Origin of the sequence: Arthrobacter sp. PvP023, from assembly GCF_017832975.1 — a bacterium.
In the GTDB taxonomy this organism is placed as follows: Bacteria; Actinomycetota; Actinomycetes; order Actinomycetales; family Micrococcaceae; genus Arthrobacter.
In genome coordinates this window covers 1,123,126-1,148,668 of record NZ_JAFIBI010000001.1, presented here as the reverse complement: position 1 = coordinate 1,148,668, position 25,543 = coordinate 1,123,126, and the positions used below count along the sequence as shown (strand labels likewise).

23 protein-coding genes are annotated in these 25,543 nt (G+C 66.1%); 13 read left to right on the top strand and 10 right to left on the bottom strand.

Going from position 1 to position 25,543, the window contains the following annotated elements; genetic code table 11:
• Nucleotides 1-2: 2 nt before the first annotated feature.
• The 4 genes from JOE31_RS05350 to JOE31_RS05335 all read right to left on the bottom strand — a co-directional run bounded on the left by JOE31_RS05350 (nt 3) and on the right by JOE31_RS05335 (nt 4,419).
• Entirely contained in the window at nt 3-989 is a 987-nt protein-coding gene (locus tag JOE31_RS05350; RefSeq protein WP_209742485.1) for an FAD binding domain-containing protein, read from the bottom strand.
• Nucleotides 980-2,281 carry an XdhC family protein gene (locus tag JOE31_RS05345; RefSeq protein WP_209742484.1) on the bottom strand — a complete coding sequence of 434 codons (1,302 nt, stop codon included), beginning with the start codon at nt 2,279-2,281 and terminating at the stop codon, nt 980-982. The genes JOE31_RS05350 and JOE31_RS05345 overlap by 10 nt, the downstream gene beginning before the upstream one ends.
• A 132-nt stretch (nt 2,282-2,413) precedes the next feature.
• Nucleotides 2,414-3,910 carry an NCS2 family permease gene (locus JOE31_RS05340; protein ID WP_209748157.1) on the bottom strand — a complete coding sequence of 499 codons (1,497 nt, stop codon included), beginning with the start codon at nt 3,908-3,910 and terminating at the stop codon, nt 2,414-2,416.
• A 14-nt stretch (nt 3,911-3,924) separates the two neighbouring features.
• Entirely contained in the window at nt 3,925-4,419 is a 495-nt protein-coding gene (locus JOE31_RS05335; RefSeq protein WP_209742483.1) for a nucleoside deaminase, read from the bottom strand.
• 393 nt (nt 4,420-4,812) lie between these two features.
• Between JOE31_RS05335 and JOE31_RS05330 the strand changes: the two genes are divergently transcribed.
• The gene (locus JOE31_RS05330) at nt 4,813-6,177 is read left to right on the top strand and encodes an 8-oxoguanine deaminase (RefSeq protein ID WP_209742482.1); all 1,365 of its coding nucleotides are present in this window, start codon (nt 4,813-4,815) and stop codon (nt 6,175-6,177) included.
• Nucleotides 6,178-6,269: 92 nt separating this feature from the next.
• The gene (gene ligD / locus JOE31_RS05325) at nt 6,270-7,511 is read left to right on the top strand and encodes a non-homologous end-joining DNA ligase (RefSeq protein ID WP_209742481.1); all 1,242 of its coding nucleotides are present in this window, start codon (nt 6,270-6,272) and stop codon (nt 7,509-7,511) included.
• 161 nt (nt 7,512-7,672) lie between these two features.
• Here the strand turns inward: ligD and JOE31_RS05320 are convergent, their stop codons facing one another.
• Nucleotides 7,673-7,870: a hypothetical protein gene (locus JOE31_RS05320; protein WP_209742480.1), complete on the bottom strand. Its 198-nt coding sequence runs from the start codon at nt 7,868-7,870 to the stop codon at nt 7,673-7,675.
• A 360-nt stretch (nt 7,871-8,230) separates the two neighbouring features.
• Between JOE31_RS05320 and pucL the strand changes: the two genes are divergently transcribed.
• From pucL to JOE31_RS05300, 4 genes are all read left to right on the top strand, one after another.
• The gene (gene pucL / locus JOE31_RS05315; RefSeq protein ID WP_209742479.1) at nt 8,231-9,139 is read left to right on the top strand and encodes a factor-independent urate hydroxylase; all 909 of its coding nucleotides are present in this window, start codon (nt 8,231-8,233) and stop codon (nt 9,137-9,139) included.
• Nucleotides 9,140-9,326: 187 nt separating this feature from the next.
• Nucleotides 9,327-10,829 carry a nucleobase:cation symporter-2 family protein gene (locus JOE31_RS05310; protein ID WP_209742478.1) on the top strand — a complete coding sequence of 501 codons (1,503 nt, stop codon included), beginning with the start codon at nt 9,327-9,329 and terminating at the stop codon, nt 10,827-10,829.
• Nucleotides 10,830-10,928: 99 nt separating this feature from the next.
• Nucleotides 10,929-11,753: a MurR/RpiR family transcriptional regulator gene (locus JOE31_RS05305; protein ID WP_209742477.1), complete on the top strand. Its 825-nt coding sequence runs from the start codon at nt 10,929-10,931 to the stop codon at nt 11,751-11,753.
• A 103-nt stretch (nt 11,754-11,856) separates the two neighbouring features.
• Nucleotides 11,857-13,419 (top strand): NCS1 family nucleobase:cation symporter-1, encoded by a 1,563-nt coding sequence (locus tag JOE31_RS05300; RefSeq protein WP_209742476.1) that lies wholly within the window; start codon nt 11,857-11,859, stop codon nt 13,417-13,419.
• Between the two features lie 63 nt (nt 13,420-13,482).
• Here JOE31_RS05300 and JOE31_RS05295 read toward each other — a convergent pair whose 3' ends face one another.
• Nucleotides 13,483-14,238, bottom strand: a complete 756-nt coding sequence (locus JOE31_RS05295; RefSeq protein WP_209742475.1) for an IclR family transcriptional regulator — start codon at nt 14,236-14,238, stop codon at nt 13,483-13,485.
• A 221-nt stretch (nt 14,239-14,459) separates the two neighbouring features.
• Here JOE31_RS05295 and JOE31_RS05290 point away from each other — a divergent pair, with 221 nt between their 5' ends.
• From JOE31_RS05290 to JOE31_RS05265, 6 genes are all read left to right on the top strand, one after another.
• Nucleotides 14,460-15,899, top strand: coding sequence for an NAD-dependent malic enzyme (locus JOE31_RS05290; RefSeq protein WP_209742474.1), 1,440 nt, complete (start codon nt 14,460-14,462; stop codon nt 15,897-15,899).
• A 26-nt stretch (nt 15,900-15,925) separates the two neighbouring features.
• Nucleotides 15,926-17,524 carry a malate synthase A gene (gene aceB / locus JOE31_RS05285; protein ID WP_209742473.1) on the top strand — a complete coding sequence of 533 codons (1,599 nt, stop codon included), beginning with the start codon at nt 15,926-15,928 and terminating at the stop codon, nt 17,522-17,524.
• Between the two features lie 3 nt (nt 17,525-17,527).
• Complete coding sequence (locus JOE31_RS05280; protein WP_209742472.1) at nt 17,528-18,802, top strand: aldolase; 1,275 nt, start codon at nt 17,528-17,530, stop codon at nt 18,800-18,802.
• Between the two features lie 10 nt (nt 18,803-18,812).
• On the top strand, nt 18,813-19,625 hold the full coding sequence (locus JOE31_RS05275; protein ID WP_209748155.1) for a bifunctional allantoicase/(S)-ureidoglycine aminohydrolase: 813 nt from the start codon (nt 18,813-18,815) through the stop codon (nt 19,623-19,625).
• Nucleotides 19,626-19,773: 148 nt separating this feature from the next.
• Nucleotides 19,774-20,937 carry a serine hydrolase domain-containing protein gene (locus JOE31_RS05270; RefSeq protein WP_374100805.1) on the top strand — a complete coding sequence of 388 codons (1,164 nt, stop codon included), beginning with the start codon at nt 19,774-19,776 and terminating at the stop codon, nt 20,935-20,937.
• Nucleotides 20,938-21,010: 73 nt separating this feature from the next.
• On the top strand, nt 21,011-21,937 hold the full coding sequence (locus JOE31_RS05265; RefSeq protein ID WP_209742470.1) for a CHAD domain-containing protein: 927 nt from the start codon (nt 21,011-21,013) through the stop codon (nt 21,935-21,937).
• Here the strand turns inward: JOE31_RS05265 and JOE31_RS05260 are convergent.
• On the bottom strand, nt 21,934-23,109 hold the full coding sequence (locus tag JOE31_RS05260) for a zinc-dependent alcohol dehydrogenase (protein WP_209742469.1): 1,176 nt from the start codon (nt 23,107-23,109) through the stop codon (nt 21,934-21,936). The two genes, JOE31_RS05265 and JOE31_RS05260, sit on opposite strands and share 4 nt — an antisense overlap.
• Nucleotides 23,110-23,257: 148 nt before the next feature.
• Here JOE31_RS05260 and JOE31_RS05255 point away from each other — a divergent pair, with 148 nt between their 5' ends.
• The gene (locus JOE31_RS05255) at nt 23,258-23,476 is read left to right on the top strand and encodes a hypothetical protein (protein WP_209742468.1); all 219 of its coding nucleotides are present in this window, start codon (nt 23,258-23,260) and stop codon (nt 23,474-23,476) included.
• Nucleotides 23,477-23,485: 9 nt separating this feature from the next.
• Here the strand turns inward: JOE31_RS05255 and JOE31_RS05250 are convergent, their stop codons facing one another.
• The 3 genes from JOE31_RS05250 to JOE31_RS05240 form a co-directional block, all read right to left on the bottom strand.
• Nucleotides 23,486-24,187, bottom strand: coding sequence for an HAD family hydrolase (locus JOE31_RS05250; RefSeq protein ID WP_209742467.1), 702 nt, complete (start codon nt 24,185-24,187; stop codon nt 23,486-23,488).
• 14 nt (nt 24,188-24,201) lie between these two features.
• Complete coding sequence (locus tag JOE31_RS05245) at nt 24,202-24,513, bottom strand: hypothetical protein (RefSeq protein WP_209742466.1); 312 nt, start codon at nt 24,511-24,513, stop codon at nt 24,202-24,204.
• 114 nt (nt 24,514-24,627) lie between these two features.
• Nucleotides 24,628-25,500, bottom strand: coding sequence for a fumarylacetoacetate hydrolase family protein (locus JOE31_RS05240; protein WP_209742465.1), 873 nt, complete (start codon nt 25,498-25,500; stop codon nt 24,628-24,630).
• Nucleotides 25,501-25,543 lie beyond the last annotated feature (43 nt).

Here is a 25,543-nt window from a genome sequence, read left to right as displayed (position 1 = left end):
GCTCAGGCCCCTTCCTGCTGAGGCGACGCCTGCGATGTAACTGTGCGCTGTGGTGAAGACGTGTGCTGTGGCGAACCGTGCTGTGGCGATTTTCGCTGCGGCGGCCAGAAGTCCCCGGACACCCGGGCCGGCGGAACCCCTGCCGGAGATGCGAGTTCTGCCCTGATTTCCTCCGCGAGCCGGTAGGTCATGTCCTTCCGCCAGGCGGGCAGGCCGTGGATGTCATCGTGGTAGAGCTCCGCCGGAATGGCGGCGTCGAGCGCTTCTATGAGCGCGGCCGCGGAGACCGCGGCAGTGGCCGGAAAGCGCAGCTGCACGGGGCGTTTGGTGGCCGCGGTGACGGTCAGGACCAGGGTGCCGTCGGCGTCGAGCCTTCCGATCAGCAGCACCCCCGAACGTCCCAGGTTGCTCAGCGACAGCCGGCGGAAAGCCACCCGGGCGGCAAGGGCCGACGCCGGGAGGTGGACTTTGCGGAGGAGGTCGCCGGGTGCCAGGCAGTTGCGCCCGTCCCCCGTGACGAACTCCGCCACCGGGACGGTCCGGCTGGTGCCGTCCGCCCCGAGAACCGTGGCCACCCCGTCGAGGGCGGCGCACAGGGAGGTCATGGGCCCGGCGGGTAGCGAGGTGCAGAGATTTCCGCCCACGGTGGACATGTTCCACACCTTGAAGGAGGCCACGAAGGAGTCGCAGCAGGGACGGACGAGGTCCAGGGCAGGCCACGCGACTGCCCGCTCCGCCGCGGCGGACCCGGGCAGGGCGTACAGCTCCGCCACGGTGCAGGTTGCCGCGAGCTCGATGCCCGCATCCGTCACCGTGACGGCGGGCCAGCCGGCGGAGCCGAGGTCCAGCAGCCGCCGGAGCGGTTCCTTGCCGAAGGCAAGGCTCCCGTAGGAGAAGAGCACCGTTCCGCCGGCGAGCCAGGCATCGCCGTCGCGCCATTCGGCCGGGTCTTCGGTGCGGACCACGGCCTCGATGGTGTTCATGTCCATGGGGTCTCCTGGTGTTGCGGGGTGTTGACGTTGTCAATGCGGCCGGTTCTGTGGATGGGGCCGGTTCCGTGGATGGGGCCCGCGCCGTCTTTCAGCGACGCCGCCCGCACCGAGGCACCGGCGGAGCGGCTGCGGCTGGCCACGAGTTCGGCAGTGATGGACACGGCCACCTCGGCAGGCGTCACGGCGCCGAGGTCCAGCCCGATGGGCGAATGCAACCGGGACAGGTCCTCGGGCCCCACCCCTGCGGCAAGCAGTGAATCGACGCGCTGCCGGTGGCTGCGCCGCGAGCCCATGGCGCCCACATAGGCCAGGTCCAGGCCCAGCGCGGTCTGCAGCAGCGGGATGTCGAACTTGGGATCGTGGGTCAGGACGCACACCACGGTCCGCGCGTCGATCCGCCCTGCCGCAGCTTCCTCGGCGAGGTAGCGGTGCGGCCAGGCCGTGACCATCTGGTCCGCCGCGGCGAACCGTGACTGGCCGGCGAAGGCCGGCCGGGCGTCACACAGTGTTACGTGGTAGCCCAGCAGCTGGGCGGCGGGCAGCAGTGCGGCCCCGAAGTCGTTAGCGCCGAAGATCAGCAGCCGCGCCGGTGGCAGCCGGCTCTCCACAAGGAGGGTGACGGGCTCCGGGCCGGTGGCCGGGCTGGTTGGGGCGCTACGTGGCACAGCTGTGCCGGAAAGGCAGCCCTCCGGCGGGGCGAGCCGGACCAGCCCTGTCCGGCCGCCGCGCAGCAGGGGTTCCAGCTGGGCGGCGGCCGCCAGCATCAGGCGCCGGGCCTCGGGTGCTGCCGGCCCGGGCAGGCCCAGCAGCGCCGCGAGTTCCGGGGAACGCTCCGCCTGGAAACCTGCCGGGTCCGGAATCACGACGGCGCCGCCCCCGTGGGCGTCCACCCGGCGGATCAGCGCGAGTGCGCTGCCGCCCCCCTGACCGGCAAGGACCCGCAGGTTATCCAACCGGAGCCCGCCGGGCGCCGTGCCCAGGGGTTCGATATGGATCTCCAGCTCTCCCCCGCAGGTGAGCCCGACGGCGAACGCGTCCTCCGCGCTGTAGCCGAAAAACTCGCGGCGCGTGCCGCCGTCGTGCATTGCCGCCAGCGCCGCCTCCACGACGGCGCCCTCAACGCAGCCGCCGGACAGGCTGCCCAGGACGTCGCCGGCTTCGGACACCAGCATGGAGGTGCCCAGCGGCCTCGGCACGGATCCGCCGGCCCCCACCACGGTGGCCAGTGCGCAGCGCTGGCCGGTGGCGGCGGGCTGCCATTCCTTCAGTGAAGGCATCAGATCCAACATTGCTGCACTCCCTTTTCCTGTGCGGCGATGGTGTCCATATTCTCGTTCCTATCGTGCGCCGGGGGAAGCACCGGCAGTTTGGTGGACCGGGGCCGGCCCCATCTGCCTGCCCCGGTCCGGTCTAAAGGGTCCCTACGCGCCCAGCAGGGCGTTGATGGGACCGCGGGCGAAGTAGATCAGGAAGCCTGCCGTGACCACCCACATCAGCGGATGCACCTTCCGGATCTTGCCGGAGCAGGCACTGATAACCGCCCAGGAGATGAAGCCCACGCCGATGCCGTTGGCGATCGAGTAGCTCAGCGGCATGGTGACGATGGTCAGGAAGGCGGGCAGTGCCACGGAGAACTTGCTGAACTTGATCTCGCGGATCTGGGCCATCATCATGGCGCCGACAACCACCAGGGCTGCGGCGGCCACTTCCAGCGGCACCACGGAGGTGAGCGGGGTCAGGAACATCGAGCCCAGGAACAACGCGCCGGTGACCACGGAGGCCAGACCGGTGCGGGCGCCTTCCCCGATGCCCGCGGCCGAGTCGATGTACACCGTGTTGGACGAACCTGACGTGGCACCGCCCGCCACGGCTCCCAGGCCTTCGACGATGAAGGCGGACTTCAGCCGCGGGAACGTACCGTCCTTGTGCGCCACGCCGGCGCTCCTGGCCAGGCCGGTCATGGTGCCCATGGCGTCAAAGAAGTTGGTGAACACCAGCGTGAACACCAGCATGGTCGCCGCGAGCCCGCCGATCCGGCCGAAGGCGCCGAAGAGGTCGAACTGTCCCACCAGGGACAGGTCCGGGGCGGACACCAGCTGGCCGGAGAGGACAGGGGTGTTCAGGTGCCAGCCGCCGGGGTTGCTCGCGCTGCCGGGGCCGATCTGCATGACTGCCTCGACCACCGCGGCGAGCACGGTGGTGGCCACGATGCCGATCAGCAGGCCGCCCTGCACCTTGCGGGCCACAAGGATGCCCATGACCAGCAGGCCAACGATGAACACCAGGGTGGGAACCGAGGTGATGGAACCGTTGTCGCCCAGCTGGACCGGTGGCCCCGCGGTCGTGGCCCGGACGAAGCCCGAATCCACGAACCCGATGAAGGCGATGAACAGGCCGATGCCCACCGTGATGGCAGCCTTCAGTTCCTTGGGCACGGCCCGGAAGATGGCTGTCCGGGCGCCGGTGACGCCGAAGAGGACGATCAGGATTCCGTTGATGACCACCAGGCCCATGGCCTCGGCCCAGGTGACCTCCTGGATCACGGCCACGGCCAGGAAGGAGTTGATCCCCAGGCCGGCCGCGAGCCCGAAGGGCAGGTTGGCGATCAGGCCGAACAGGATGGTCATGACGCCGGCGGTGAGGCCGGTGACGGCGCCCACCTGCGCTGCGGACAGCCAGCCCCCGGCAACATCGGTGGGGGCATTCTCCGCGCTGAAACCGCCTAGGATCAACGGGTTCAGGATGACGATGTAGGCCATGGTGAAGAACGTGACCAGGCCGCCGCGAACCTCGCGGGCCACAGTGGAACCGCGCTTGGTGATTTCGAAGAAACGGTCCAGGAAAGCATTGGCTGGCTGCGGGCGCTTGGGTGCGGCCGGTTGCTGCCGCTCGTCGGAGGTAGTGTCCAGGATTGTCATCTCAGCCACCGGCCCTAGTAATCAATCCTGGAGTCGAGCGTGTTCCAGGTGGTGAACGGTTCGAGGACCGGAGGAGCCTCGGGGTCCTCGAGTTCGAGCCTGGCCACCGGCATCAGCGCATCGCGCTGCTCGTTTTCGAAGTACTCGTAGAACACGGCGTCGTCGAAACCCACGGAGGCGGCGTCGTGCCGGTCCGCGGCGAACACCACCCGTTCCACCCTGGCCCACAGTGCGGAGGCCAGGCACATGGGGCAGGGCTCGCAGCTGGTGTAGAGGGTGGCTCCGGTGAGGTCGAACGTGCCGAGTTCGCTGCACGCGCGGCGGATGGCCGTGACTTCGGCGTGGGCTGTGGGGTCGTTCGTGGCGGTGACGCGATTGACGCCGTCGAACGCTTGTCCGTCTGCGGTGACAATGACGGCGCCGAACGGGCCGCCGCTGTTGAGGACGTTGGCAGTGGCCAACTCGATGGACCTGGCCAGGAATTCCTGGGCCGTGACGGTGGTACTCATGATGCGACTCCCTTTGCTGGGAAGCCGGTACGCCGAGGTGGAACGAAAAAGGCCAGATGCGACGGTTACCAGGCTTCAGCATGTGCTTTTGAAGGTTAAGTTGCGCCTGGTAGATAGCTTCCCCGGTGTCCGGGGGCCCGCCTTTGGCAGAATCGAGACTAGCACCGGAACGTGAGCTGCGCCATAGGTTTTCGGAAAGTTAATTTCGTGATGTGAAATTTGCGTTTCCGGCCTGTCACAACGCGTCGGCACAGTTTCCGGCGTTGACGGGGCGATTCCCGCCGCCTTACGCTGATGCCCAACCGGTGCCACGCGCGCCGGACGCCTGGATCAGCAGACAGGCCCTTCACTGAGCTGGAACCACATCCGCACCCTCAGGCAGGAGCCCGCCCCATGACCACGCATCCCTCCGTTTCCCGGCTCTGGATCCGGAATCCACTCGCAGCCTTCACCGCCAACCGTCTTGATGCCTCCGGCGGCGTCGTGGTGGCCGGCGGCATCATCACGGAAGTCCTGGCCGCCGGCCAGCTGCCTTCCGCCCCCTGCGAGGAAACATTCGACGCCGGCAGCCACGTGCTGCTGCCCGGCCTGATCAACACCCACCACCACTTCTACCAAACACTCACGCGCGCCTGGGGGCCGGTGGCCAACGCCCCGCTGTTCCCCTGGCTGCAGAACCTGTACCCGGTCTGGGCCCGGCTAATACCCCGCGACCTGGAACTGGCCACCACGGTTGCCCTCGCGGAACTGCTGCTCTCCGGCTGCACCACGGCCGCGGACCACCACTACCTGTTCCCGGACGGCATGGAGGACGCCATCGACATCGAGGTCCGGGCGGTGCGGGAGCTCGGCATGCGGGCCACGCTCACCCGCGGCTCCATGACGCTCGGAGAGGACGACGGCGGCCTGCCGCCGCAGTCCACCGTCCAGCAGCCGGAGGTGATCCTGGCGGACAGCGAACGGCTCATCCGCGAGTATCACGAACGCGGCGACGGCGCCGTCATCCGGATTGCCCTGGCCCCGTGCTCGCCTTTTTCCGTGACCAAGGAGATCATGGCCGAAAGCGCCGCGCTGGCCGAGCGGCATGACGTCCGGCTGCACACGCACCTGGCTGAAACGCTGGACGAGGAAGACTTCTGCCGGAAGATGTTCGGCCTGCGGACGGTGGATTACCTGGAGAGCGTGGGCTGGCTCGGCAACCGGACCTGGCTGGGCCACGGCATCCACTTCAGCGATGCCGAGATCGCCGCGCTGGGAGCCGCGGGCACCGCCGTCGCGCATTGCCCCACCTCCAACATGCGGCTGGCCTCGGGCACCGCCCGGGTACTCGAACTGGAGGACGCCGGAGTGCCCGTGGGGCTGGGAGTTGACGGGTCGGCGTCGAACGATGCCTCGAACATGATCCTGGAGGCACGGCAGGCACTGTACCTGCAGCGGCTTCGCTACGGGGCGCAGGTCCCGGTGGAGCGGGCGCTGGGCTGGGCGACACGGGGGTCGGCAGCGGTGCTGGGCCGCTCCGACCTGGGCCAGCTGGCACCCGGGATGCAGGCGGACCTGGCGTTGTTCCGGCTCGACGAGCTGCGCTTCTCCGGCAGCCACGACCCCCTCGCCGCGCTGCTGCTGTGCGGAGCGGACCGGGCCGACCGGGTCATGGTGGGCGGGCAGTGGCGCGTGGTGGACGGGCAGATTCCGGGCCTGGATGTTGCCGGACTGATCGCGGAACACTCGGCCGCGGCACGGAAGCTGGTGAGTGGGTAGGTTCCCGCGGGCCGCGGCGGGCCGCCGCGGGCCATGTGGCCTGCCGCGCAACGGGTCTGGCTGCGGTATCCGATCGTTGCTAGCGTGTCGAAATGAGCCCTTCAAAGACCCCGGCGGAGATCCTCAACATTGCCGGCAGCGACGTCCGCATCTCGAGTCCGGACAAGGTGGTGTTCCCCGGGCCCGGGCTGACGAAGCTCGACCTGGTGCGCTACTACCTCGCCGTCGCGGATGGTGCGCTGCGCGGCGCAGGCGGCCGTCCGATGGTGCTCAAGCGCTTCCCGAAAGGCATCGATGCTGAACCGTTCTTTCAAAAGCGCGTGCCCGAAAACCACCCCGACTTCATTGACACGACGACCCTTCACTATGCGTCCGGGACATCTGCCGAAGAGGCCGTTATCCGGAATGCTGCCGGCCTTGCGTGGGTGGTGAACCTTGGATGCCTCGACCTCAACCCGCATCCTGTGCGCGCCGAGGACCTTGAGCACCCCGACGAGCTCAGGGTGGACCTCGATCCGATGCCGGGGGTCGGTTGGCCCCAGATCGTCGACGCCGCGTATGTAGCACGGGAGGTCCTCGCCGACGCGGGACTCGTGGGGTGGCCGAAGACGAGCGGCTCGCGGGGACTCCACATCCTGGTGCGCATCGCCCCGCAGTGGTCGTACCGCGACGTACGGCTCGCTGCCGAGACCCTCGCCCGCGAGGTGGAGAACCGCGCGCCCGGCCTTGCCACCGCGCGGTGGTGGAAGGAGGAACGCGGCGAGAGTGTGTTCGTCGACTTCAACCAGAACGCCAAAGACCGCACCGTGGCATCCGCGTACTCGATCCGGCCGCTGCCCGATGCCCGGGTCTCGACGCCGCTCACCTGGGACGAGGTCCGCTCCACCCGGCCGGAACAGTTCACGGTGCCCACAGTGCTCGAGCGCTTCGCAGACCTGGGCGACCCGCATGTCGGCATCGACGCCGCGGTGGGCAGCCTCGACGGGCTCCTCGCTTTGGCTGCCGAGCTCGGCCCCGCCGAGAAGCCGCCGCGCGGCGGCGGCTCAGGCCGCCGGCAATCAGTGATGCCGCTGATCGAGGTGGCCCGCACCCGGACCAAACCCGAGGCCCTCGCGGCGCTCGACGAGTGGAAGGCCAGGCACGCGGATGTCGTCCCGGCCCTGCACCCGGCCGATGTGCTCGTCGACGGAATGCGCGGATCGAGCTCGCTCTGGTACAGGGTGCGGGTGAACCTGCAGCACGTCCCCCAAGCGGAGCGCCCGCAACAGGAGGAGCTCATCGCCGATTACGACCCCTGGGCCGGCAAGGAATGGCCGGGACGCGCGGGGGCCTGACGCAGGCGACACGCAAAAGGCCCGGCGACACGCAAAAGGCCTGGCGACACGCAAAAGGCCCGGCGACACGCAAAGTGCCCGGCGACACGCAAAAGGCCTGGCGACACCCGGATTCGGGTGTCGCCAGGCTTTTTACGCGTCGTCAGCGAAGATGCGTGTCGTCAGCCTCGTTGCGAACGTTGGCCGCCGAAGCCCGGCAGGCCGTGGACCCAGTGCGAGAAGCGGCCCGGGACGTGCTCCCGGTCTGCAGGCAGGTAGAAGTCCGGATCCGTTCCGCCTCCGAGGGGGAGGTAGAACTCCGGGACTGAAGGTGCCGCCGTCGGTGCCGGTGCAACCGGCGTTGTGTCCTGCTGGTACATCTGATCCTCCTCCGAGGTGGTTTGGTTAAGCTCTCAACTTCCACAAAATGGAAAATAACTTTTGCTATGTGAAATATCGTAGAGCGCTGCCCGGTATTCGTCAATGGTCCGGGAGGCCGCCGGTCACAATCCGATTTTTCAGCTAGTGATGTACACCACGGCGATGCTCGGCTACGCTTTAAGTCAACTCGTGGCGTAGGTCACGTAACCTGGGAGCAGCAGGCAGGGTCGTAATGAGCTGGCGTCATTGGATGCCGGCTCTTTTTTGTTGGGTCGGCTCCATCAGAAACGCGTGTGTAACACGCGCTTAATTTCAATGATGGAACCTAGGTTCCACATCACGGAAGTTGGGAACAGACCATGAGCAGCAAAATCATCCTCGGCCAGAACCAGTACGGCAAGGCCGAAGTCCGGGTCGTCAAGATCACCAGGGACACCGACCGCCACGAGATCGAAGACCTGAACGTCACCTCGCAGCTCCGCGGGGACTTCGCCGCCGCACACCTTGAGGGCGACAACAGCCACGTTGTGGCCACGGACACGCAGAAGAACACCATCTACGCGTTTGCCCGTGAAGGCGTCGGCTCACCCGAGGCCTTCCTCCTGCGGCTGGGCGAGCACTTCACCTCCAGCTTCGACTGGGTCACCGGCGGCCGCTGGGAAGCCGAGTCCTACAGCTGGGACCGGATCCAGGCCCACGGCGCCGAGCACGACCACTCCTTCGTGCGCAACGGCCAGGAAGTCCGCACTGCGGTGCTGGTCCGCGACGGCGCGGCCACTCACCTCATCTCCGGACTGAAGGACCTCACCGTCCTCAAGTCCACCCAGTCCGGCTTCGTCGGCTACCCGCGGGACAAGTACACCACCCTGCCGGAAACCACTGACCGCATCCTGGCCACGGATGTTTCGGCCCGCTGGCGCTTCAACGCCAACACGGACTTCAGCGCACTCGACTTCAACAAGAGCTACGAGGACGTCAAGAGCCTGCTGCTGGAGGGCTTCACCGAAAAGTACTCCCACGCCCTGCAGCAGACCCTGTTCGACATGGGCGCCAAGGTCCTGGAAGCGCACAGCGAGATCGACGAAATCAAGTTCTCGATGCCCAACAAGCACCACTTCCTGGTGGACCTCTCCCCGTTCGGCCTCGACAACCCCAACGAGGTCTTCTTCGCCGCAGACCGTCCCTACGGCCTGATCGAGGCCACGGTCCAGCGCGAGGACGCCACCCCGGCGGATATCGCCTGGTCCGGCATCGCCGGCTTCTGCTAAACCGCTCTTAGCGCCCGCCCGCTCCGCCGGCTCGGAGTTTTTGTCCAGATATCGAGGCCTTAGCACCCCTAAGCGGCCATTATCTGGACAAAAACTCCGGGCCCGGAGCCATCAACGATTCACAACTGTTAGCCAGACACCGTTAGCCAGACAAAGACGTCTGCCATGAACACCAAGAAAGTCTGCCATGAACACCAAGAAGAAATCGGCCGCCGCAGCCGCCGCCGGCCGCACAAAGTCTGATCGCCCCGAAGACCAGCGGCTGCCCCTCGGAAGCACGTTCGCCTACGGCTTCCAGCACGTCCTCACCATGTACGGCGGCATCATCGCCCCGCCTCTGATCATCGGCGCAGCCGCCGGCATGTCGTCACAGGACATCGGCCTGCTGATCGCCGCCTGCCTTTTCGTCGGCGGCCTTGCCACGATACTGCAGACCATCGGTATTCCGTTCTTCGGGTCGAAGCTCCCGCTGGTCCAGGGCGTCTCCTTCGCCGGTGTTTCCACCATGGTGGCGATCGTCCACGGCGGGGGCGGTATCCAGGCGGTATTTGGCTCGGTGATTGCAGCCTCACTGATCGGCCTGCTCATCACTCCCCTGTTTTCCAAGATCATCCGATTCTTCCCGCCGGTGGTGACGGGCACGGTGATCACCACCATTGGCCTGACCCTGATGCCGGTAGCGGCCAACTGGGCCATGGGCGGCAACAACAAGGCCCCGAACTACGGCAGCATGGCCAACATCGGCCTGGCCGCGGCCACCATGGCGATCGTGCTGCTCCTGAGCAAGGTGGGCAACGCGGCTATCTCGAGGCTTTCCATCCTGCTGGCGATGGTGCTGGGCACTGTGATTGCGTTCGCCTTCGGCATGGCTGATTTCTCCAAGGTGGGCCAGGGCGAGATCGTCGCCTTCCCCACCCCGTTCGCATTCGGTCCGCCCACTTTCGAGCTCGCGGCGATCATTTCCATGCTGATCGTCATCCTGGTGACGCTTACCGAGACCTCCGCGGACATCATCGCAGTCGGCGAGATCGTCGGCACCAAGGTGGACTCCAAGCGCATCGGCGACGGCCTGCGGGCCGATATGCTCTCCAGCGCCATTTCCCCGCTGTTCAACTCCTTTACCCAGAGCGCCTTCGCCCAGAACGTTGGCCTCGTGGCCATCACCGGCGTCAAGAGCCGCTTCGTGGTGAGCGCCGGCGGCCTCATCCTGGTGATCCTCGGCCTGCTGCCGGTACTTGGCCGGGTAGTCGCAGCGGTGCCGACCCCCGTCCTGGGCGGTGCCGGCGTCGTACTATTTGGAACCGTTGCCGCAAGCGGCATCCGGACACTCGCCAAAGTGGAGTACAAGAACAACATGAACCTGATCATTGTGGCGGCGTCCATCGGCTTCGGCATGATCCCGATCGCTGCGCCGGCGTTCTATGACAAGTTCCCGTCCTGGTTCGGCACGATCTTCCACTCGGGCATCAGCTCGGCCGCGGTCATGGCCATCCTGCTGAACCTGCTTTTCAACCACCTCAAGGCCGGCAATTCCGAGAACCAGTCGGTGTTCGTGGCCGGAACGGGACGCGTGGTCCGCGAAGAGGATCTCAAGTGCCTGGCCCACGGCGACCGCTTCGAAGACGGCAAGCTGATCGACTGCGACGGCAAGGAAGTGCCGGTGGAGTCGGCGTCGAAATCTGACCACTAGCCCGCAGACTGGCACAACAAGCGCGAACGGACAGTTACGGCCCCTTTGCGAAGGGCCGCAAGTGTCCGTTCGCGCTTTCTGCTGTGAGACGGTTGTTTCATGAGGATCGATGAACGAATCGAACGGCACTATGCGGAGCTGAGCCCCCAGGAACAAAAGGCGGCAGACACGCTCCTGGACCGCCTCGGCGACCTCGCCGTCTACAACGCCGCCGAACTTGCCAGGCTTAGCGGTGTTTCCAAAGCCACCATGAGCCGGCTGTTCCGCCGCCTCGGCTTCGAGGATTTCAACGAGGTCAAGGAACATACCCGGTCCATCCGTTCCAGCGGCATGCCGCTGGGTCCGCAATCGTCCGACGGCGGCCTGGCCGCCCATTGGGCGCAGGAGCAGGAAAACCTACAACGCCTGGCTGAATCGCTCGACGAGGACAAACTCTCGGCGGCCAGCGGCAAGCTCGCCGGCGCCCGGACCGTGCTGCTGCTCGGCTTCCGCAACAGCTTTCCCGTGGCGCTGCACTTCCGGCAGCAGTTGCTCCAGTGCCGCCCCGCGGTGTCTGTGGCGCCGCAGCCCGGACAGAGCCTGGGCGAGGAGCTCGCCGGACTGGGCGCAGGCGACGCGGTGGTCCTGTTCGGCTTCCGACGGCGGCCCGCCGGGTTCCGCAAGATCCTCCAGGCCGCCTCGGCCACCGGGGCTGCAACCATCCTGATCGCAGACCCGAGCGCACGCCGCCTTGCCGCCGACGCCACCCTGTGGCTCGAGTGCCCGGTGGACGGCACCCACGCCTTCGACAGCTATGCCGCCGCCATGAGCCTGGTGAGTGTCCTGGCCAACGGAGTGCTCATAGCCTCGGGACGGGCCGGCCGTGAGCGCGTCCGCGCAGTGACGGGCATGTTCGACACCCTCGGCGAGATCGAAGCGAAGTAAACAGGAATTGTTGCGCCAGAAACAGCTCTGAAACATTGGTTCCATCTAATTGAAAGCGTGAAACGGCCGGATCGGCGGCTGTCCCAATCTCTTAGAGGAAACCATGACAGACTCCGCGATGGCCGCACCCCGGCTTGAAACGCCCGCCCGCATCGGCCAGCTCCCCGACTACGATCCGCAGCTCAGCAATGAAGATCTTGTCCCCCTAAAGAACCAGCGCTGGACCAGCTACAACCTGTTCGCCTTCTGGATGTCAGACGTCCACAGCATCGGCGGCTACGTCACGGCGGGAAGCCTCTTCGCCCTGGGGCTGGCCAGCTGGCAGGTGCTCGTAGCCCTGTTGGCCGGCATCGTGATCGTCAACATCTTCTGCAACCTCGTGGCAAAGCCCAGCCAGCTGACCGGCGTCCCGTACCCGGTCATCAACCGGGCCGTCTTCGGCGTCAAGGGCGCCAACATCCCGGCCATCATCCGCGGCCTGATCGCAGTGGCCTGGTACGGCGTCCAGACCTTCCTCGCCTCGGAAGCGCTGGTCATTGTCTTCCTCAAGTTCTTCCCCGGCATGGCGCCGCTGTACGACGTCGAACAGAACGGCTTCCTGGGCCTCTCCACCCTGGGCTGGATCTGCTACGGCATCCTCTGGGTGGCGCAGGCCGCACTCTTCTGGAACGGCATGGAAAGCATCCGCAAGTTCATCGACTTCGCCGGCCCCGCCGTTTACGTGGTCATGCTGATCCTCGCGATCTACCTCGTCTCCAAAGCGGGCATCGGCAACATCAGCCTGAACCTGTCCAGCGGGCCACCCCTGGACTTCGCCGCCTCCATCCCCGTCATGATTTCCGCCATCGCCCTGGTGGTGTCCTACTTCTCCGGCCCGATGCTCAACTTCGGCGACTTCGCCCGGTACGGCAAGAGCTACACGGCGGTCAAGAAGGGCAACCTCCTCGGCCTGCCGGTGAACTTCCTGTTCTTCTCGCTCCTGACCGTCATCACCGCCTCGGCCACCATTCCGGTGTTCGGCCGCCTCATTACGGACCCGGTCAAGACCGTCCAGGAAATTGACACCGTATTCGCCGTGCTGCTGGGCGGGCTCACCTTCGTCATCGCCACCGTGGGCATCAACATCGTGGCCAACTTCATCTCGCCCGCGTTCGACTTCTCCAATGTCAGCCCGCAGAAAATCAGCTGGCGGGCAGGCGGCATGATTGCCGCCGTCGGCTCCGTCATCCTGACCCCGTGGAACTGGTACTCCAACAACGACGCGATCCACTACACACTGGGCGTCCTGGGCGCGTTGATAGGCCCGCTGTTCGGCATCCTGATCGCCGGGTACTACGTGGTGAGCCGCCAGAAGGTCTGGGTGGACGACATGTACACGCTGAAGACCACCGGCCGGTACTGGTTTCGGAACGGCTACAACCCGAACGCCGTCAAGGCGGTGGCCATCAGCGGCGCAATCTCCATTGCCTCCGTGCTGATCCCCAAGATCCTGCTCGACACCGGCGCCACCGCGGTGAACGCCACGTGGATCGGCAACTACAGCTGGTTCCTCGGATGCGCCCTCGGCTACGTTGTCTTCCGGGCGCTGGAGCGCAGGTCCCCGATGATCTCGCTCGAAGCGGCCGGCGGGGAAAGCGGCACCGTCAGCGACGGCACGCTGGTTTAGGACAGACCGCCGTCGAACTTGCCGACGTGACGCCGAACTGGCAGCAATTACGACGGCGGGAGGTCAGTTCTGGTTGAGCTCGTCGGAGATCGTCTGGGCTGCTTCGCGCAGGAGCGGCACGGCGCGTTCGGCGAAGGACTGGTCCACGCGCGACACCGGCCCGGACACCGAGATGGCCGTGGGCGTCGGCGCGTTGGGGACTGCCATCGCAAAGCAGCGGACGCCGATCTCCTGCTCCTCCTCGTCGATGGAATAGCCGCGTTCACGGATCAGCTTGAGGTCAAGGAGCAGGGAGTCGATGTCACCGATGCTCTTGGGGGTGGGCGTGGGCATGCCGCTGCGCTGGACGATTCCGCGGACCGTCTCGTCATCCAGCTGGGCCAGGATCGCCTTGCCGACGCCGGTGGCGTGGGTGTGCGCGCGGCGGCCCACCTCGGTGAACATGCGCATGGAGTGCAGGGACGGCACCTGGGCCACGTAGATGACCATGTCCGAGTCCAGGACAGCCATGTTGGACGTCTCCCCCAGCCGGTCCACGAGGGACTTGAGCTGCGGACGCGCGAGTGCACCGAGCTGCTTGTTGGCACCTTCGCCGAGCCGGATGAGCCGGGGACCGAGTGCGTACCGCCGGTTCGGCAGCTGGCGGATGTAGCCCAGCGTGACCAGGGTGCGCAGCAGGCGGTGGATCGTGGGAAGAGGCAGGTCGGTGGAGGAAGACAGCTCGCTGAGCGTGACGTCTCCGCCGGCGTCAGTGATCAGTTCCAAAAGTTCGAAGACGCGCTCAACGGACTGCACGCCTCCCGGGGCTTTTTCAGCCATAACCGTGGTCTCCTGCGGTATCGATTCCGACAACTCTTATCCACATCGTGAAAAAAATTGCTTAGAAGTCCCAAGATACAGCACGCATCGCCCTCCGTCGATGCACGGGCGGGGCTTGTGTTTCCACAAAGTAGATAATAATATCCATAATACGAAAACATTTGATTGAGCAGTACGTCCGGGTGCGCTCCGCATCCGGACCCGACCAGGAGGAACATTCAATGGCGAACCCGAGCCCCGGAAATTCGATCACCCTGCGCGTAGAAGCGCCGTCCAGCTTTACCGCGACGAGCGAGCTGGCCGCCGCCGTCGGAGCCGCCGGAGCAGCCATCACAGCCCTGGACGTCACCGAATCGCACCACGAAACGCTGGTTGTTGACGTCACCTGTAACACCACCGACGACGAGCACGCCGCCCGCGTCAAGGATGCCTTGAACGCACTCGACGGCGTCACGGTCCAGCACGTTTCCGACCGCACGTTCCTGATGCACCTCGGCGGCAAGCTCGAGGTGGTCCCGAAGGTGGCCCTGCGCAACCGCGACGACCTCTCCCGCGCGTACACGCCCGGCGTCGCCCGCGTCTGCATGGCCATCGCGGAGGACCCGTCAGCGGCCCGCAACCTGACGGTCAAGCGAAACACCATCGCCGTCCTCACCGACGGCTCCGCCGTCCTCGGCCTGGGCAACATCGGCCCGGCCGCGGCCCTGCCGGTCATGGAAGGCAAGGCCGCCCTGTTCAAGCAGTTCGCCAACGTGGACGCCTGGCCGGTCTGCCTGGACACCCAGGACACCGAGGAAATCATCATGATCGCCAAGGCCATGGCTCCTGTGTACGGCGGCATCAACCTCGAGGACATCGCCGCCCCGCGCTGCTTCGAGATTGAAAACCGGCTCCGCGAGGAACTGGACATCCCGGTCTTCCACGACGACCAGCACGGCACGGCAATCGTTACCCTGGCCGCCCTGGTCAACGCCCTGCGCGTGGTGGACAAGAAGCTCTCCGAGGTCAAAATCGTGGTCTCCGGCGTCGGTGCCGCAGGCTCGGCCATCATCCAGCTCCTCAAGGCCCAGGGCGCGCAGCACATCATCGCTGCCGGTCGCTCCGGTGCCATCCACTCCGGCGAGGAATACAGCGACGAACACCGCAGCTGGATCGCCGCCAACACCAACGAAGAAGGCTTCTCCGGCACGCTGCATGAAGCCCTCGTCGGCGCGGACGTCTTCATCGGCGTCAGCGCCCCGCATGTGATCGGCGAGGAGCAGGTCGCCGCCATGGCCAAGGGTGCGATCGTATTCGCCATGGCCAACCCCACTCCGGAAATCGACCCGGTGGTAGCGTCAAAGCATGCGGCAGTGGTGGCTACGGGGCGCAGCGATTTCCCCAACCAGATCAACAACGTCCTGGCATTCCCGGGGTTCTTCCGCGGGCTGCTCGACGCCGGCGCGTCGGACATCACGCCGGACATGCTGGTGGCCGCCGCCGAAGCCATTGCCAACCGCGTGGCTGACGACGAACTCAATGCCAGCTACATCATTCCCAGCGTCTTCGACCCGCATGTTGCAGCCGATGTGGCCACCGCCGTCGCAAATGCAGCGAACGCAGCAACCGCAGCCAAAGCAGCATCCGCAGCGCACGCAAACCTAGAACCCGCCAACGCCTGATTCGCAGCCTAGAAAGGACCCGGACAATGGCTCTCTCAGTCACAGACCCGCAGCCGATTGCACGAGCAGAGGAAATCCTCACGCCGAAGGCACTGGCCTTCGTGGAGGAGCTCCACAAGCGGTTTGCGGGCACCCGCGCCGAACTCCTCAAAGCCCGCGTGGCCAAGCGCGAGCAGGTAGCCCGGACCGGAAAGCTTGATTTCCTGCCCGAAACCAAGGATGTCCGCGAGGGCGACTGGAAGGTTGCGCCGGCGCCCGCCGCGCTGCAGGACCGCCGCGTGGAAATGACCGGCCCCGCCTCGCCGGCCAAGATGGCCATCAATGCCCTCAACTCCGGCGCCAAGGTGTGGCTGGCCGACCTCGAGGACGCCAGCACACCCACCTGGGCCAACGTCATTGACGCCATCCTGAACCTCCGCGACGCGGCCACGGGAACCCTGAGCTACACCTCCCCGGAGGGCAAGGAATACCGGCTCCGCAACGACGCCCCGCTCGCCGTCGTGGTGGCCCGGCCCCGCGGCTGGCACATGGACGAACGCCACCTGCTCCTCGACGGCGAACACACCGTCGGCGCGCTGGTGGACTTCGGCCTGCACTTCTTCCACACCGCCAAGCAGCTCGTGCTCAACGGCCAGGGCCCGTACTACTACCTGCCCAAGATGGAGAGCCACCTCGAGGCGCGCCTCTGGAACGACGTGTTCGTCTTCGCGCAGGATTTCCTGGGCATTCCGCAAGGCACCATCAAGGCCACCGTTCTCATCGAGACCATCCCCGCGGCGTTCGAGATGGACGAGATCCTGTACGAGCTCCGCGACCACGCCGCCGGGCTGAACGCCGGGCGCTGGGACTACCTGTTCAGCATCATCAAGTACTTCCGCGACGCCGGAGCGGACTTTGTGCTGCCGGACCGCGCCACCGTGGCCATGACGGCACCGTTCATGCGCGCCTACACCGAGCTGCTGGTCAAGACCTGCCACCACCGCGGCGCGTTTGCCATGGGCGGCATGGCCGCAGTCATCCCCAACCGCCGCGAACCCGAGGTCACCGCCCAGGCGTTCGAGAAGGTCCGCGCCGACAAGACGCGCGAGGCCAACGACGGCTTTGACGGCTCATGGGTGGCCCATCCGGACCTGGTGCCGGTATGCCGGGAAGTGTTCGATTCCGTCCTGGGCGAGCACCCCAACCAGCTGGACAAGCAGCGCCCCGAGGTCCATGTCACGGCGGACCAGCTGCTGGACATCGCTTCGGCCGACGGCACGGTGACGGAGGCCGGGCTGCGCCTGAACCTCTATGTCGCGGTGGCGTACACGGCGGTGTGGATCTCGGGCAACGGCGCGGTGGCCATCCACAACCTGATGGAGGATGCCGCCACGGCCGAAATCTCCCGTTCGCAGGTCTGGCAGCAGATCCGCAACAAGGTGGTCCTGGCCGATAGCGGCAACACTGTCACCCGGGAACTGGTCAGCACCATCCTGGCTGAGGAAACCGACAAGCTCCGCGGTGAAGTGGGCGAGGAAACCTTCGCAAAGTACTACCAGCCGGCCAGCGAACTGATCGCTGATATCTGCCTTTCCGAGGACTACACCGACTTCCTCACCACGCCGGCCTACGAACTGGTGGGCTGAGGCATGGCGGTACCCTCCGGATCGCTCAGCGCTGCCGATCTGGCACAGATCGACGAACAACTGGCCGCCACCGACCAGCTGCTGGAGCGCAACTACCCGGGAGACGACGGCTCCCGCCAGCCCGTGCATACCGTGTATGTACCGGCGGACCGTTTCTCGCCGTCGTTCTCCGCCGAGTGGGGCGCCCAGGCGCTGGCCGCCGCTGACGCGCACGGCGGCCTGTCGCGCCTGGGCCACCTGCTGGGCCAGGACGCCGAACTCGCCGAAGCCGTGGCCTCCCGGGTCCAGGCGAAGCTGGAAAGCGAACCGATCGAGGACCTGCGTCTGGACTTCGAGGACGGGTTCGGGGACAGGGGCGACGACGCCGAGGACGCCGCCGCTGTTGCCGCGGCGTCCGCCGTGGCCGCCGCAGCTGCGGCCGGCACAGCGCCCCCGTTCATCGGCATCCGCTTCAAGTGCTTCGAGGCGGCAACCCGGGCGCGCGGCCTGCGTACCCTGGACCTGTTCATCTCCGGACTCGCCGCAGCGGGCGAGCTGCCGCAGGGCCTGATCCTCACCCTGCCCAAAGTCACCACCGTGGCGCAGGTGCAGGCCATGGACTTCGCCGTGTCCCGGCTGGAGGAAGCGCACTCGCTGCCCGCCGGCCGGCTGCGGTTCGAGGTGCAGGTGGAAACGCCGCAGCTCATCCTCGGCCCGGAAGGAACGTCACCGGTGGCGCAGCTGCCGCACGCGGTTCCTGGCCGGATCAGCGGCCTGCACTACGGCACCTACGACTACTCCGCCTCACTGCAGATTTCGGCGGAATACCAGTCCATGGAGCACCCGGTGGCGGACTTCGCCAAGGAAGTCATGCAGCTGGCCGTCGCCGGCACCGGCATCCGCCTCTCGGACGGCTCCACCAATATCATCCCCGTGGGCGACAACGTGGAAAACGCGTGGCGCCTGCACGGCAGGCTGGTGCGGCGTTCGCTGGAGCGCGGCTATTACCAGGGCTGGGACCTGCACCCGGCCCAGCTGCCCAGCCGGTTCGCGGCAACCTACGCGTTCTACCGCCAGGGGCTGCCCGCTGCGGCGGCCCGGCTGCGCAACTACGTGGAACACACCGAAGGCGGGGTCATGGACGAACCCGCCACCGCCCGCGCCCTGGCTGCGTTCGTGCTGCGCGGCGTCCAGTGCGGAGCCGTCGGCGCCGAAGACGTCCAGGCGCTTGCCGGCGTCGGAATCCCCCAGTTGACCGGTCTGGCCCACCCCCGGCTGGCCCACTCCACTTCGAAGTAAGGATCCAATGATGGGAAAGTATTACTACCCCCAGGGCGGCCTGCCGCCGCAGACCCACCTCACCACGGAACGGGCCATCGTCACGGAGGCCTACACCGTCATCCCCAAGGGCGTCATGACCGACATCGTGACCAGCACCCTGCCGGGTTTCTCCAACACCCGCTCCTGGATCCTGGCCCGCCCGATCTCCGGGTTTGCCACCACGTTTTCACAGCTGATCGTGGAGATCGGCCCGGGTGGCGGGGCTCCCAGAGCCGAGTTTGAGCCCGGCGTCGAAGGCGTTGTCTTCGTCACCAAGGGCAAGGTCAACCTGACCCTCGACGGCGAACTGCACCAGCTTGAGGAGGGCGGCTACGCCTACCTGGCCGCCGGTGCCGCCTGGGGACTGGAGAACGTCTCGGATGACATTGTCTCCTTCCAATGGATCCGCAAGGCCTACGAGCGGCTTGAGGGTTACGAGGCAAAGTCCTTCGTCACCAGTGATGCCGAGGTGGAACCCACCGCCATGCCGGATACCGACGGCGCCTGGAAAACCACCCGCTTCACGGATTCCAGCGACCTGGCCCACGACATGCAGGTGAACATTGTGACGTTCCAGCCGGGCGGGGTCATCCCGTTCCCGGAGACCCACGTCATGGAGCACGGCCTGTACGTCCTCGAGGGCAAGGCCATGTACCTGCTCAACAACGACTGGGTTGAGGTGGAGGCCGGCGACTTCATGTGGCTGCGCGCCTTCTGCCCGCAGGCCTGCTACGCCGGCGGCCCGGGCCAGTTCCGTTACTTGCTGTACAAGGACATGAACCGCCAGATCCGCCTGACCTAGGCTCAGCTAGTCCCCACCCCAACTGACTCGCAGTTAACGTCGCCAAAACGCGGTTTCACAACGTTAACTGCGAGTCAGTTGGGTTAACAGGAACCTAGCCGAGGTCCCGGGCTGCCGACTATTGACGCGTTCGGACCGGCTGAGGAACATGAGTTCCGTGGCTTGGATTCGCACCCTGCAGTTCCGGGCCGTGGCCGCGGCAACGGCCGCCGTTTTGGCCGCCGCACTGGGCGGCTGCACTGCGGCCCCGGAGCCGCCGGAGCAGCCTTCGTCGATCGCACGGCTGGCGGAAGCGCTGGAGGAGTTCGGCAACGCAATGCTCGACGACGGCGCCCCCGCCGTCCTGATGCAGGCCAAAGTGCGCGGTGAAGAATGGGCGCGCGCCTCCGGTGTCAGGAGCCTGGAAAACCGGGAAGCGGTGGAAACCGCCGATCAGGTGCACATCGCCAGCGTGACCGAATCCTTCGTGGCAGTATCTGTGCTCAAGCTGGTCGACGAAGGCAGGCTGGGCCTTGGGGACGAGGTTGGCAAGCATCTGCCGGATTTCGAGGGCATCATGCACCCGCCAGGGCCGGTCACTGTCCGGCAGCTGCTGCAGCACCGATCAGGGATGCCGGACTACATCACCCCGCTCCTTCAGCAGGGCAGCTTCCGCGACGTACTGGCCACCCCCCGGAGCCACCGCGAACTCCTTGCGCTGGCAGCGACCCAGCCGTGGAAGCCACGGCTGGCACAAGGTTTTGAGGACTCCGATTCGAACTACATCGTGCTTGGCATGATCGTGGAACGGCTGCGCGGACGTCCGATCGGCGAGGTGCTGCGGTCTGACATCATTGAGCCGCTGGGCCTGCGATCCACCTCGATGACAGGCTCCGGCCCGGCCCCGCCCTCGCTGGTCCATGGCTACGTCACCAGCCTCGGCGAGCGCCTGGACGTCGGTTACGCCGCACTGCATGCGGGTGACCCTGCCGGCGGCCTGGTGTCCACCGTCGGCGATCTCAACGTTTTCTTCGCGGCACTCCTCCAGGGCCGGCTGATCCCCCGCACCCTGGTCAGGGAAATGCAGGACCCGCCTTACGCGCTGTACGGCCTGGGCATCCAGCGTTGGAACGATACCTGTACAAACAACTTCTACTACGGCCATGCCGGCCAGATCGCCGGGTACGGCGCCATTTCAATGTCCAGCGCTGACGGAACCCGGCAGGCATCATTCGCCCTGGCCTCTCCGCCACAGCCCTTCAGCTCCACCGGCAACGGCATCGTGGAGGACCTCACCGACGTCGTCGAGGAAGCCCTCAACGCAAGCTGTTAGGTGCGCCGCCCATCCGCGGAATGGCAGGTCGTGCGGCCCTTCTGGCGGCACCCCGGGCGACGTAGAGTGAAGCATGCCAACCACAGCCGGCGAGGTCCTGACACACTATCTGGCACAGCAACTTGCCGGGCTGAGGGAGCAGGAACCCTTGGTGCGGCAGGACCTGCCCGATTCCGTTCATCAGATGCGGATGTCCGCCCGCCGCCTGCGGTCGTTGCTGGCCACGGGGAAGAAGTTCTTCGACGACGGCGCTGCGGTCCCGGAAGTCCGGGAAGAGTTGAAATGGCTCTCCGGAGTACTGGGCGCGGCCCGGGACCCCGAGGTGATCCACCAGCGGCTCAGGGACCTCCTGGCCCGGGAACCGGATGCATTGGTCTTCGGGCCTGTAGCCCGGCAGATCGACGAGGAACTGGAGTCCGCCTCAGCCGCTGGCCGCGCAGCTGCACTTGAGGCCCTCAACGGGGACCGCTATGCCCGGCTGATCGCGAGCCTCCAGGAACTTGTGACGCTTGCACCCCTGACAGACAAAGCCGGCCGCAAACCGCACAAGGCCATGCTGAAGCTCATCGCCAAGGACGCCGCGAGAGTGCGGCGCAGGGTGCACGAACTGCCGGACGTCATGGGCAGCCCCGCCCACGACGGGCCGACCCGCGATGCCGGCCTGCATGAGGTACGCAAGGCGGCCAAGCGCCTCCGGTACGCCGCCGAAGCAGCCGGTCCGGTGGCAGGAAAGAAGGCAGCCAAAACAGCCAAGGGGGCCCATGAACTTCAGCAGATCCTCGGCCTCCACCAGGACAGCGTTGTCGCGAGGACCCTCCTGGCCGACCTGGGCAGCCGGGCCCACCGGAACGATGCGGGCACCGGGGACGGACGCCCCGGCGCCGCAAGCAGCTTCACGTACGGCCGCCTCCATGCAAAGGAGGAGGCCCTGGCCGCGAATGCCGAAGCCTCGTTCCGGAAGGCCTGGAAGAAATTTTCCCGCCTCCGGGCAGGCGACTAGGGCTGCAGCACCACCTTGATGCAGCCATCCTCTTTCTTCTGGAATTTCTCGTACATCGCCGGGGCTTCGTCCAGTCCCACCCGGTGCGTCACCAGGTCCATGACGCCCAGGGGATCCGCGTCATCTTCGACCAGTGGCAGGAGTTCATCGGTCCAGTTCCGGACGTTGCACTGGCCCATCCGCAGCTGGATCTGCTTGTCGAACATCGACAGGAGCGGCATCGGGCTTGCCTGCCCGCCATAGACGCCGCTGAGGGAAACCGTGCCTCCGCGGCGCACGGCATCCAGGGACGCATGCAGAGCTGCAAGGCGGTCCACACCGGCGGTTTCCATGGCCTTTTGCGCCAACTTGTCCGGCAGGAGTCCCAGCGCCTGGTGGGCAAAGGCTGCGACCGGAGAACCATGCGCCTCCATGCCGACAGCGTCAATGACCGAATCGGGCCCCCGCCCCTTGGTCGCCTCACGGAGTTCGTCGGCAATGCCCTTTGCATAGCCCATGGTTTCGATGCCATGCCGGTCGGCCATCGCCCGCCGCTCGGGTACGGGATCGACTCCGATCACACGGAGGCCGAGGTGTTTTCCGATGCGGCTTGCGAACTGACCCACCGGCCCCAGGCCAAACACCGCCAGGGTGCCGCCCTCCCCGGTGTCTGCGTATTTCACTGCCTGCCAGGCGGTGGGCAGGATGTCGGAGAGGAACAAGTAGCGTTCGTCCGGCAGCTCCGTTCCCACTTTGACCGGCCCATAGTCCGCATGCGGAACCCTCAGGTATTCGGCCTGTCCGCCGGGAACGGCGCCGTACAGCTCTGAATAGCCAAAAAGGGCGGCGCCTGAGCCGTGGCTCTTCACCTGCGTGGTTTCACACTGGGACTGCAGTCCGCGGGAACACATAAAGCACTTGCCGCAGGAGATGTTGAAAGGGATGACCACGCGGTCCCCTTTGGAGAGGTTGGTGACTGAACTTCCGACTTCCTCCACAATGCCCATCGGTTCGTGCCCTATGACGTCGCCCTTGTGCATGTAGGGGCCAAGGACCTCATAGAGGTGCAGGTCCGATCCGCAGATTGCGGTGGAGGTGACGCGGATGATCGCGTCCGTGGGCTCCTGGATGGTGGGATCAGGAACGTTCTCCACGCTGACGGAGCGTTTGCCTTGCCAGGTAAGTGCCTTCATGGTGCGCCTTTCTGTCAGCAAAGTGCTTGAAGATCAGCAAGCTTACTAATTTTCCCCGGAAAAACTAAGCACCCTGAGTAAATCCCTTGCTAACCGAGGCTGCGGATCATAGCGTTGAGGAATCCGAGCATCGAGGAAAGGCAACGACATGACTCTGTATCAGCCAGAGCCGGTAGAGATTTCAACGCGGATGCGTCCCGGCGAGTGGACCGAATCCAGCCTCGAAGAACTGGTCACGTCATACCGGGCCAAACTGATGGAAATGGGCGCGGGCCCCACCGATGTCATCACTGAAGTCGAGCGGGACGACGACGGCTCCGTCAGCGTCGCTGTGTCGTGGAACAAGGGCGCCATAGCGGACGTTTAGGATGCCCGGTCACTGGGAGCTTCCGGCGAGCGTGCCAATTGCACTGTCACGCAGGTTCGCCAGGAGCTCCCTCGGATTTTGATAGATTTCCACCGCGCCGGCCTCCAGCAGTTCGGCGGCGGAGGTGCCGCCGCACGTGAGTCCGATGGTTGGAATTCCCAGCTTCCCGGCGGCGTAAACATCCCAGACGGCGTCGCCCACGTACACAACGTCCGCCGCCTGCAGTCCCACGGCGGCGAGGGCCGCTTCCAAGATGTCCGGAGCGGGTTTGCCCTCCTTGGCATCGTTGGCACTCGTGGCGGCATGGATAAATGCGTCGGCCCGCAACGTCGCACGAAGTACGTCAAGGTCCCGTTGCCGGGCAGAGGAGGCGAGCGCGACGGCGAAGCCGCTTTCGTGGCACTGGGCCAGAAGGTCGCGGGCACCGTCCAGCGGACGGAGCGAGGGCCAGAACGTGGCGAACACGGCCCCGTGGGAAGACATGATGGAGGCGTCAAGGGATTTGTCCCGGCCTGCCGGCAGGAGCCTGTCCAGCAACTCCCGCCCGCCCATGCCCACGGAGCGGTGGATGGATGCCATCGGCACATCCAGCCCCGACTCCCGGAATGCCTGCCACCATGCGAGGGTGTGCAGGTAGCAGGAATCCACCAGGGTCCCGTCGACATCAAAGAGTACGCCGCGCCTTCGCCCGCCGGGCCCTTTAGGCGACATCGTCAGCCGTGAAATCAGTAGTGCGTCCGGGCGCGCTTGACGCCCGTGGCTCCGGTGGGCCTTCCGGAACCCAGAACGCCGATGTTCTTGGGCGCCTTCACATGCTGTCGCACGGGCGGCTGCTTCAGCGGCTCCGAGTCCTGGCTGACGCTCAGGTCCCGGATCAACCCGGTGCCGGCGATCTCCCGGGCCTTGGCCACACCCGCCGCAGCGGCGCGCTTGGTAGGAAATGTCACCGAGATGGCCATCAGGTTTCCGCTTCCGTCGATGAGCTTGAGGCGGTAGCCGCCGTCCGGGGCATCAACCAGCTCGAAATGTCCAGCCATTTCAACTCCTCCGTTTTTACCCCAACCTGAGGTATTAGTAAGTATACTTACCTGTGTCGGATTCGGAAGTCCCAGGGAGTTGTCAGACGTTGACCACCGAAAGCACGTTGCGCCTTAAGGCGCCGTAGCCCGGCGAAGAACCTGGCGCTGGCGGCCCAGTCCCTCGACCTCCAGCTCCAGGACGTCGCCGTCCTGAAGGTAGGGGAAACGCCCCGAAAGAGCCACCCCCTCCGGGGTGCCCGTCAGGATCACATCGCCGGGTTCCAGCACCATGAACTGGCTGAGGTGGTGCACCACGGCCGGGACGTCAAAAATGAGGTCCGCCGTGGACGAGTCCTGGCGGAGCTCGCCGTTCACCCAGGTCCGCAGCCGCAGGGCCGAGGGGTCCAGGTCTGCGGCCGGGACGAACCACGGGCCAAGGGGTGTTGACGCGGGAAGGGACTTTCCCTTAACCCACTGCCCCGCCGCACCGGGCAGCTGGTAGTCCCGTTCCGACAGGTCGTTGGCCAGCACGTAGCCGGCGACGCAGCCCGCCGCCTGGTCCACTGATTTCAGGTAGGAGGCGCGCTGTCCGATCACCACGGCCAGCTCGACTTCCCAGTCGTACTTGCCGGACAGCGGCGGGATGGGGGCGTCGTCGAACGGCCCTGCCACCGTGTTGCTTGGCTTCAGGAACACCACCGGGACCTCCGGGACCGCGGCACCGGACTCGGCAGCATGCCCGGCGTAGTTCAGTCCGATCCCCACGACGGCGCCGGGGCGGGCCAGCGGGGCTCCGAGGCGAAGGCTGCCGGCATCGGGGATCTCGGCCAGGGTCCCGGCCGCGAGCGCATCGCGGACCCGGGCAACGCCTCCGGCTTCAAGGAATGTTCCGTTAATGTCGGCGGTGATGCCGGCGAGTGAATACCATTTCCCGTTGGACTCGGGCCCGCCGGGTTGAACGGCCGGCTGCTCCCTGCCGGCATCTCCAAGACGCGCAAATTTCACCGGTCCACACTCCTTCGTGCCTGTTCCAATAGGTTTCCCTGAC

Bases quoted from the DNA above. Each gene is read 5' to 3' on its own strand.
- JOE31_RS05350 (WP_209742485.1), bottom strand. From the start codon at position 989: ATGGACATGAACACCATCGAGGCCGTGGTCCGCACCGAAGACCCGGCC.
- JOE31_RS05345 (WP_209742484.1), bottom strand. From the start codon at position 2,281: ATGTTGGATCTGATGCCTTCACTGAAGGAATGGCAGCCCGCCGCCACC.
- JOE31_RS05340 (WP_209748157.1), bottom strand. From the start codon at position 3,910: ATGACAATCCTGGACACTACCTCCGACGAGCGGCAGCAACCGGCCGCA.
- JOE31_RS05335 (WP_209742483.1), bottom strand. From the start codon at position 4,419: ATGAGTACCACCGTCACGGCCCAGGAATTCCTGGCCAGGTCCATCGAG.
- JOE31_RS05330 (WP_209742482.1), top strand. From the start codon at position 4,813: ATGACCACGCATCCCTCCGTTTCCCGGCTCTGGATCCGGAATCCACTC.
- ligD (WP_209742481.1), top strand. From the start codon at position 6,270: ATGAGCCCTTCAAAGACCCCGGCGGAGATCCTCAACATTGCCGGCAGC.
- JOE31_RS05320 (WP_209742480.1), bottom strand. From the start codon at position 7,870: ATGTACCAGCAGGACACAACGCCGGTTGCACCGGCACCGACGGCGGCA.
- pucL (WP_209742479.1), top strand. From the start codon at position 8,231: ATGAGCAGCAAAATCATCCTCGGCCAGAACCAGTACGGCAAGGCCGAA.
- JOE31_RS05310 (WP_209742478.1), top strand. From the start codon at position 9,327: ATGAACACCAAGAAGAAATCGGCCGCCGCAGCCGCCGCCGGCCGCACA.
- JOE31_RS05305 (WP_209742477.1), top strand. From the start codon at position 10,929: ATGAGGATCGATGAACGAATCGAACGGCACTATGCGGAGCTGAGCCCC.
- JOE31_RS05300 (WP_209742476.1), top strand. From the start codon at position 11,857: ATGACAGACTCCGCGATGGCCGCACCCCGGCTTGAAACGCCCGCCCGC.
- JOE31_RS05295 (WP_209742475.1), bottom strand. From the start codon at position 14,238: ATGGCTGAAAAAGCCCCGGGAGGCGTGCAGTCCGTTGAGCGCGTCTTC.
- JOE31_RS05290 (WP_209742474.1), top strand. From the start codon at position 14,460: ATGGCGAACCCGAGCCCCGGAAATTCGATCACCCTGCGCGTAGAAGCG.
- aceB (WP_209742473.1), top strand. From the start codon at position 15,926: ATGGCTCTCTCAGTCACAGACCCGCAGCCGATTGCACGAGCAGAGGAA.
- JOE31_RS05280 (WP_209742472.1), top strand. From the start codon at position 17,528: ATGGCGGTACCCTCCGGATCGCTCAGCGCTGCCGATCTGGCACAGATC.
- JOE31_RS05275 (WP_209748155.1), top strand. From the start codon at position 18,813: ATGGGAAAGTATTACTACCCCCAGGGCGGCCTGCCGCCGCAGACCCAC.
- JOE31_RS05270 (WP_374100805.1), top strand. From the start codon at position 19,774: ATGAGTTCCGTGGCTTGGATTCGCACCCTGCAGTTCCGGGCCGTGGCC.
- JOE31_RS05265 (WP_209742470.1), top strand. From the start codon at position 21,011: ATGCCAACCACAGCCGGCGAGGTCCTGACACACTATCTGGCACAGCAA.
- JOE31_RS05260 (WP_209742469.1), bottom strand. From the start codon at position 23,109: ATGAAGGCACTTACCTGGCAAGGCAAACGCTCCGTCAGCGTGGAGAAC.
- JOE31_RS05255 (WP_209742468.1), top strand. From the start codon at position 23,258: ATGACTCTGTATCAGCCAGAGCCGGTAGAGATTTCAACGCGGATGCGT.
- JOE31_RS05250 (WP_209742467.1), bottom strand. From the start codon at position 24,187: ATGTCGCCTAAAGGGCCCGGCGGGCGAAGGCGCGGCGTACTCTTTGAT.
- JOE31_RS05245 (WP_209742466.1), bottom strand. From the start codon at position 24,513: ATGGCTGGACATTTCGAGCTGGTTGATGCCCCGGACGGCGGCTACCGC.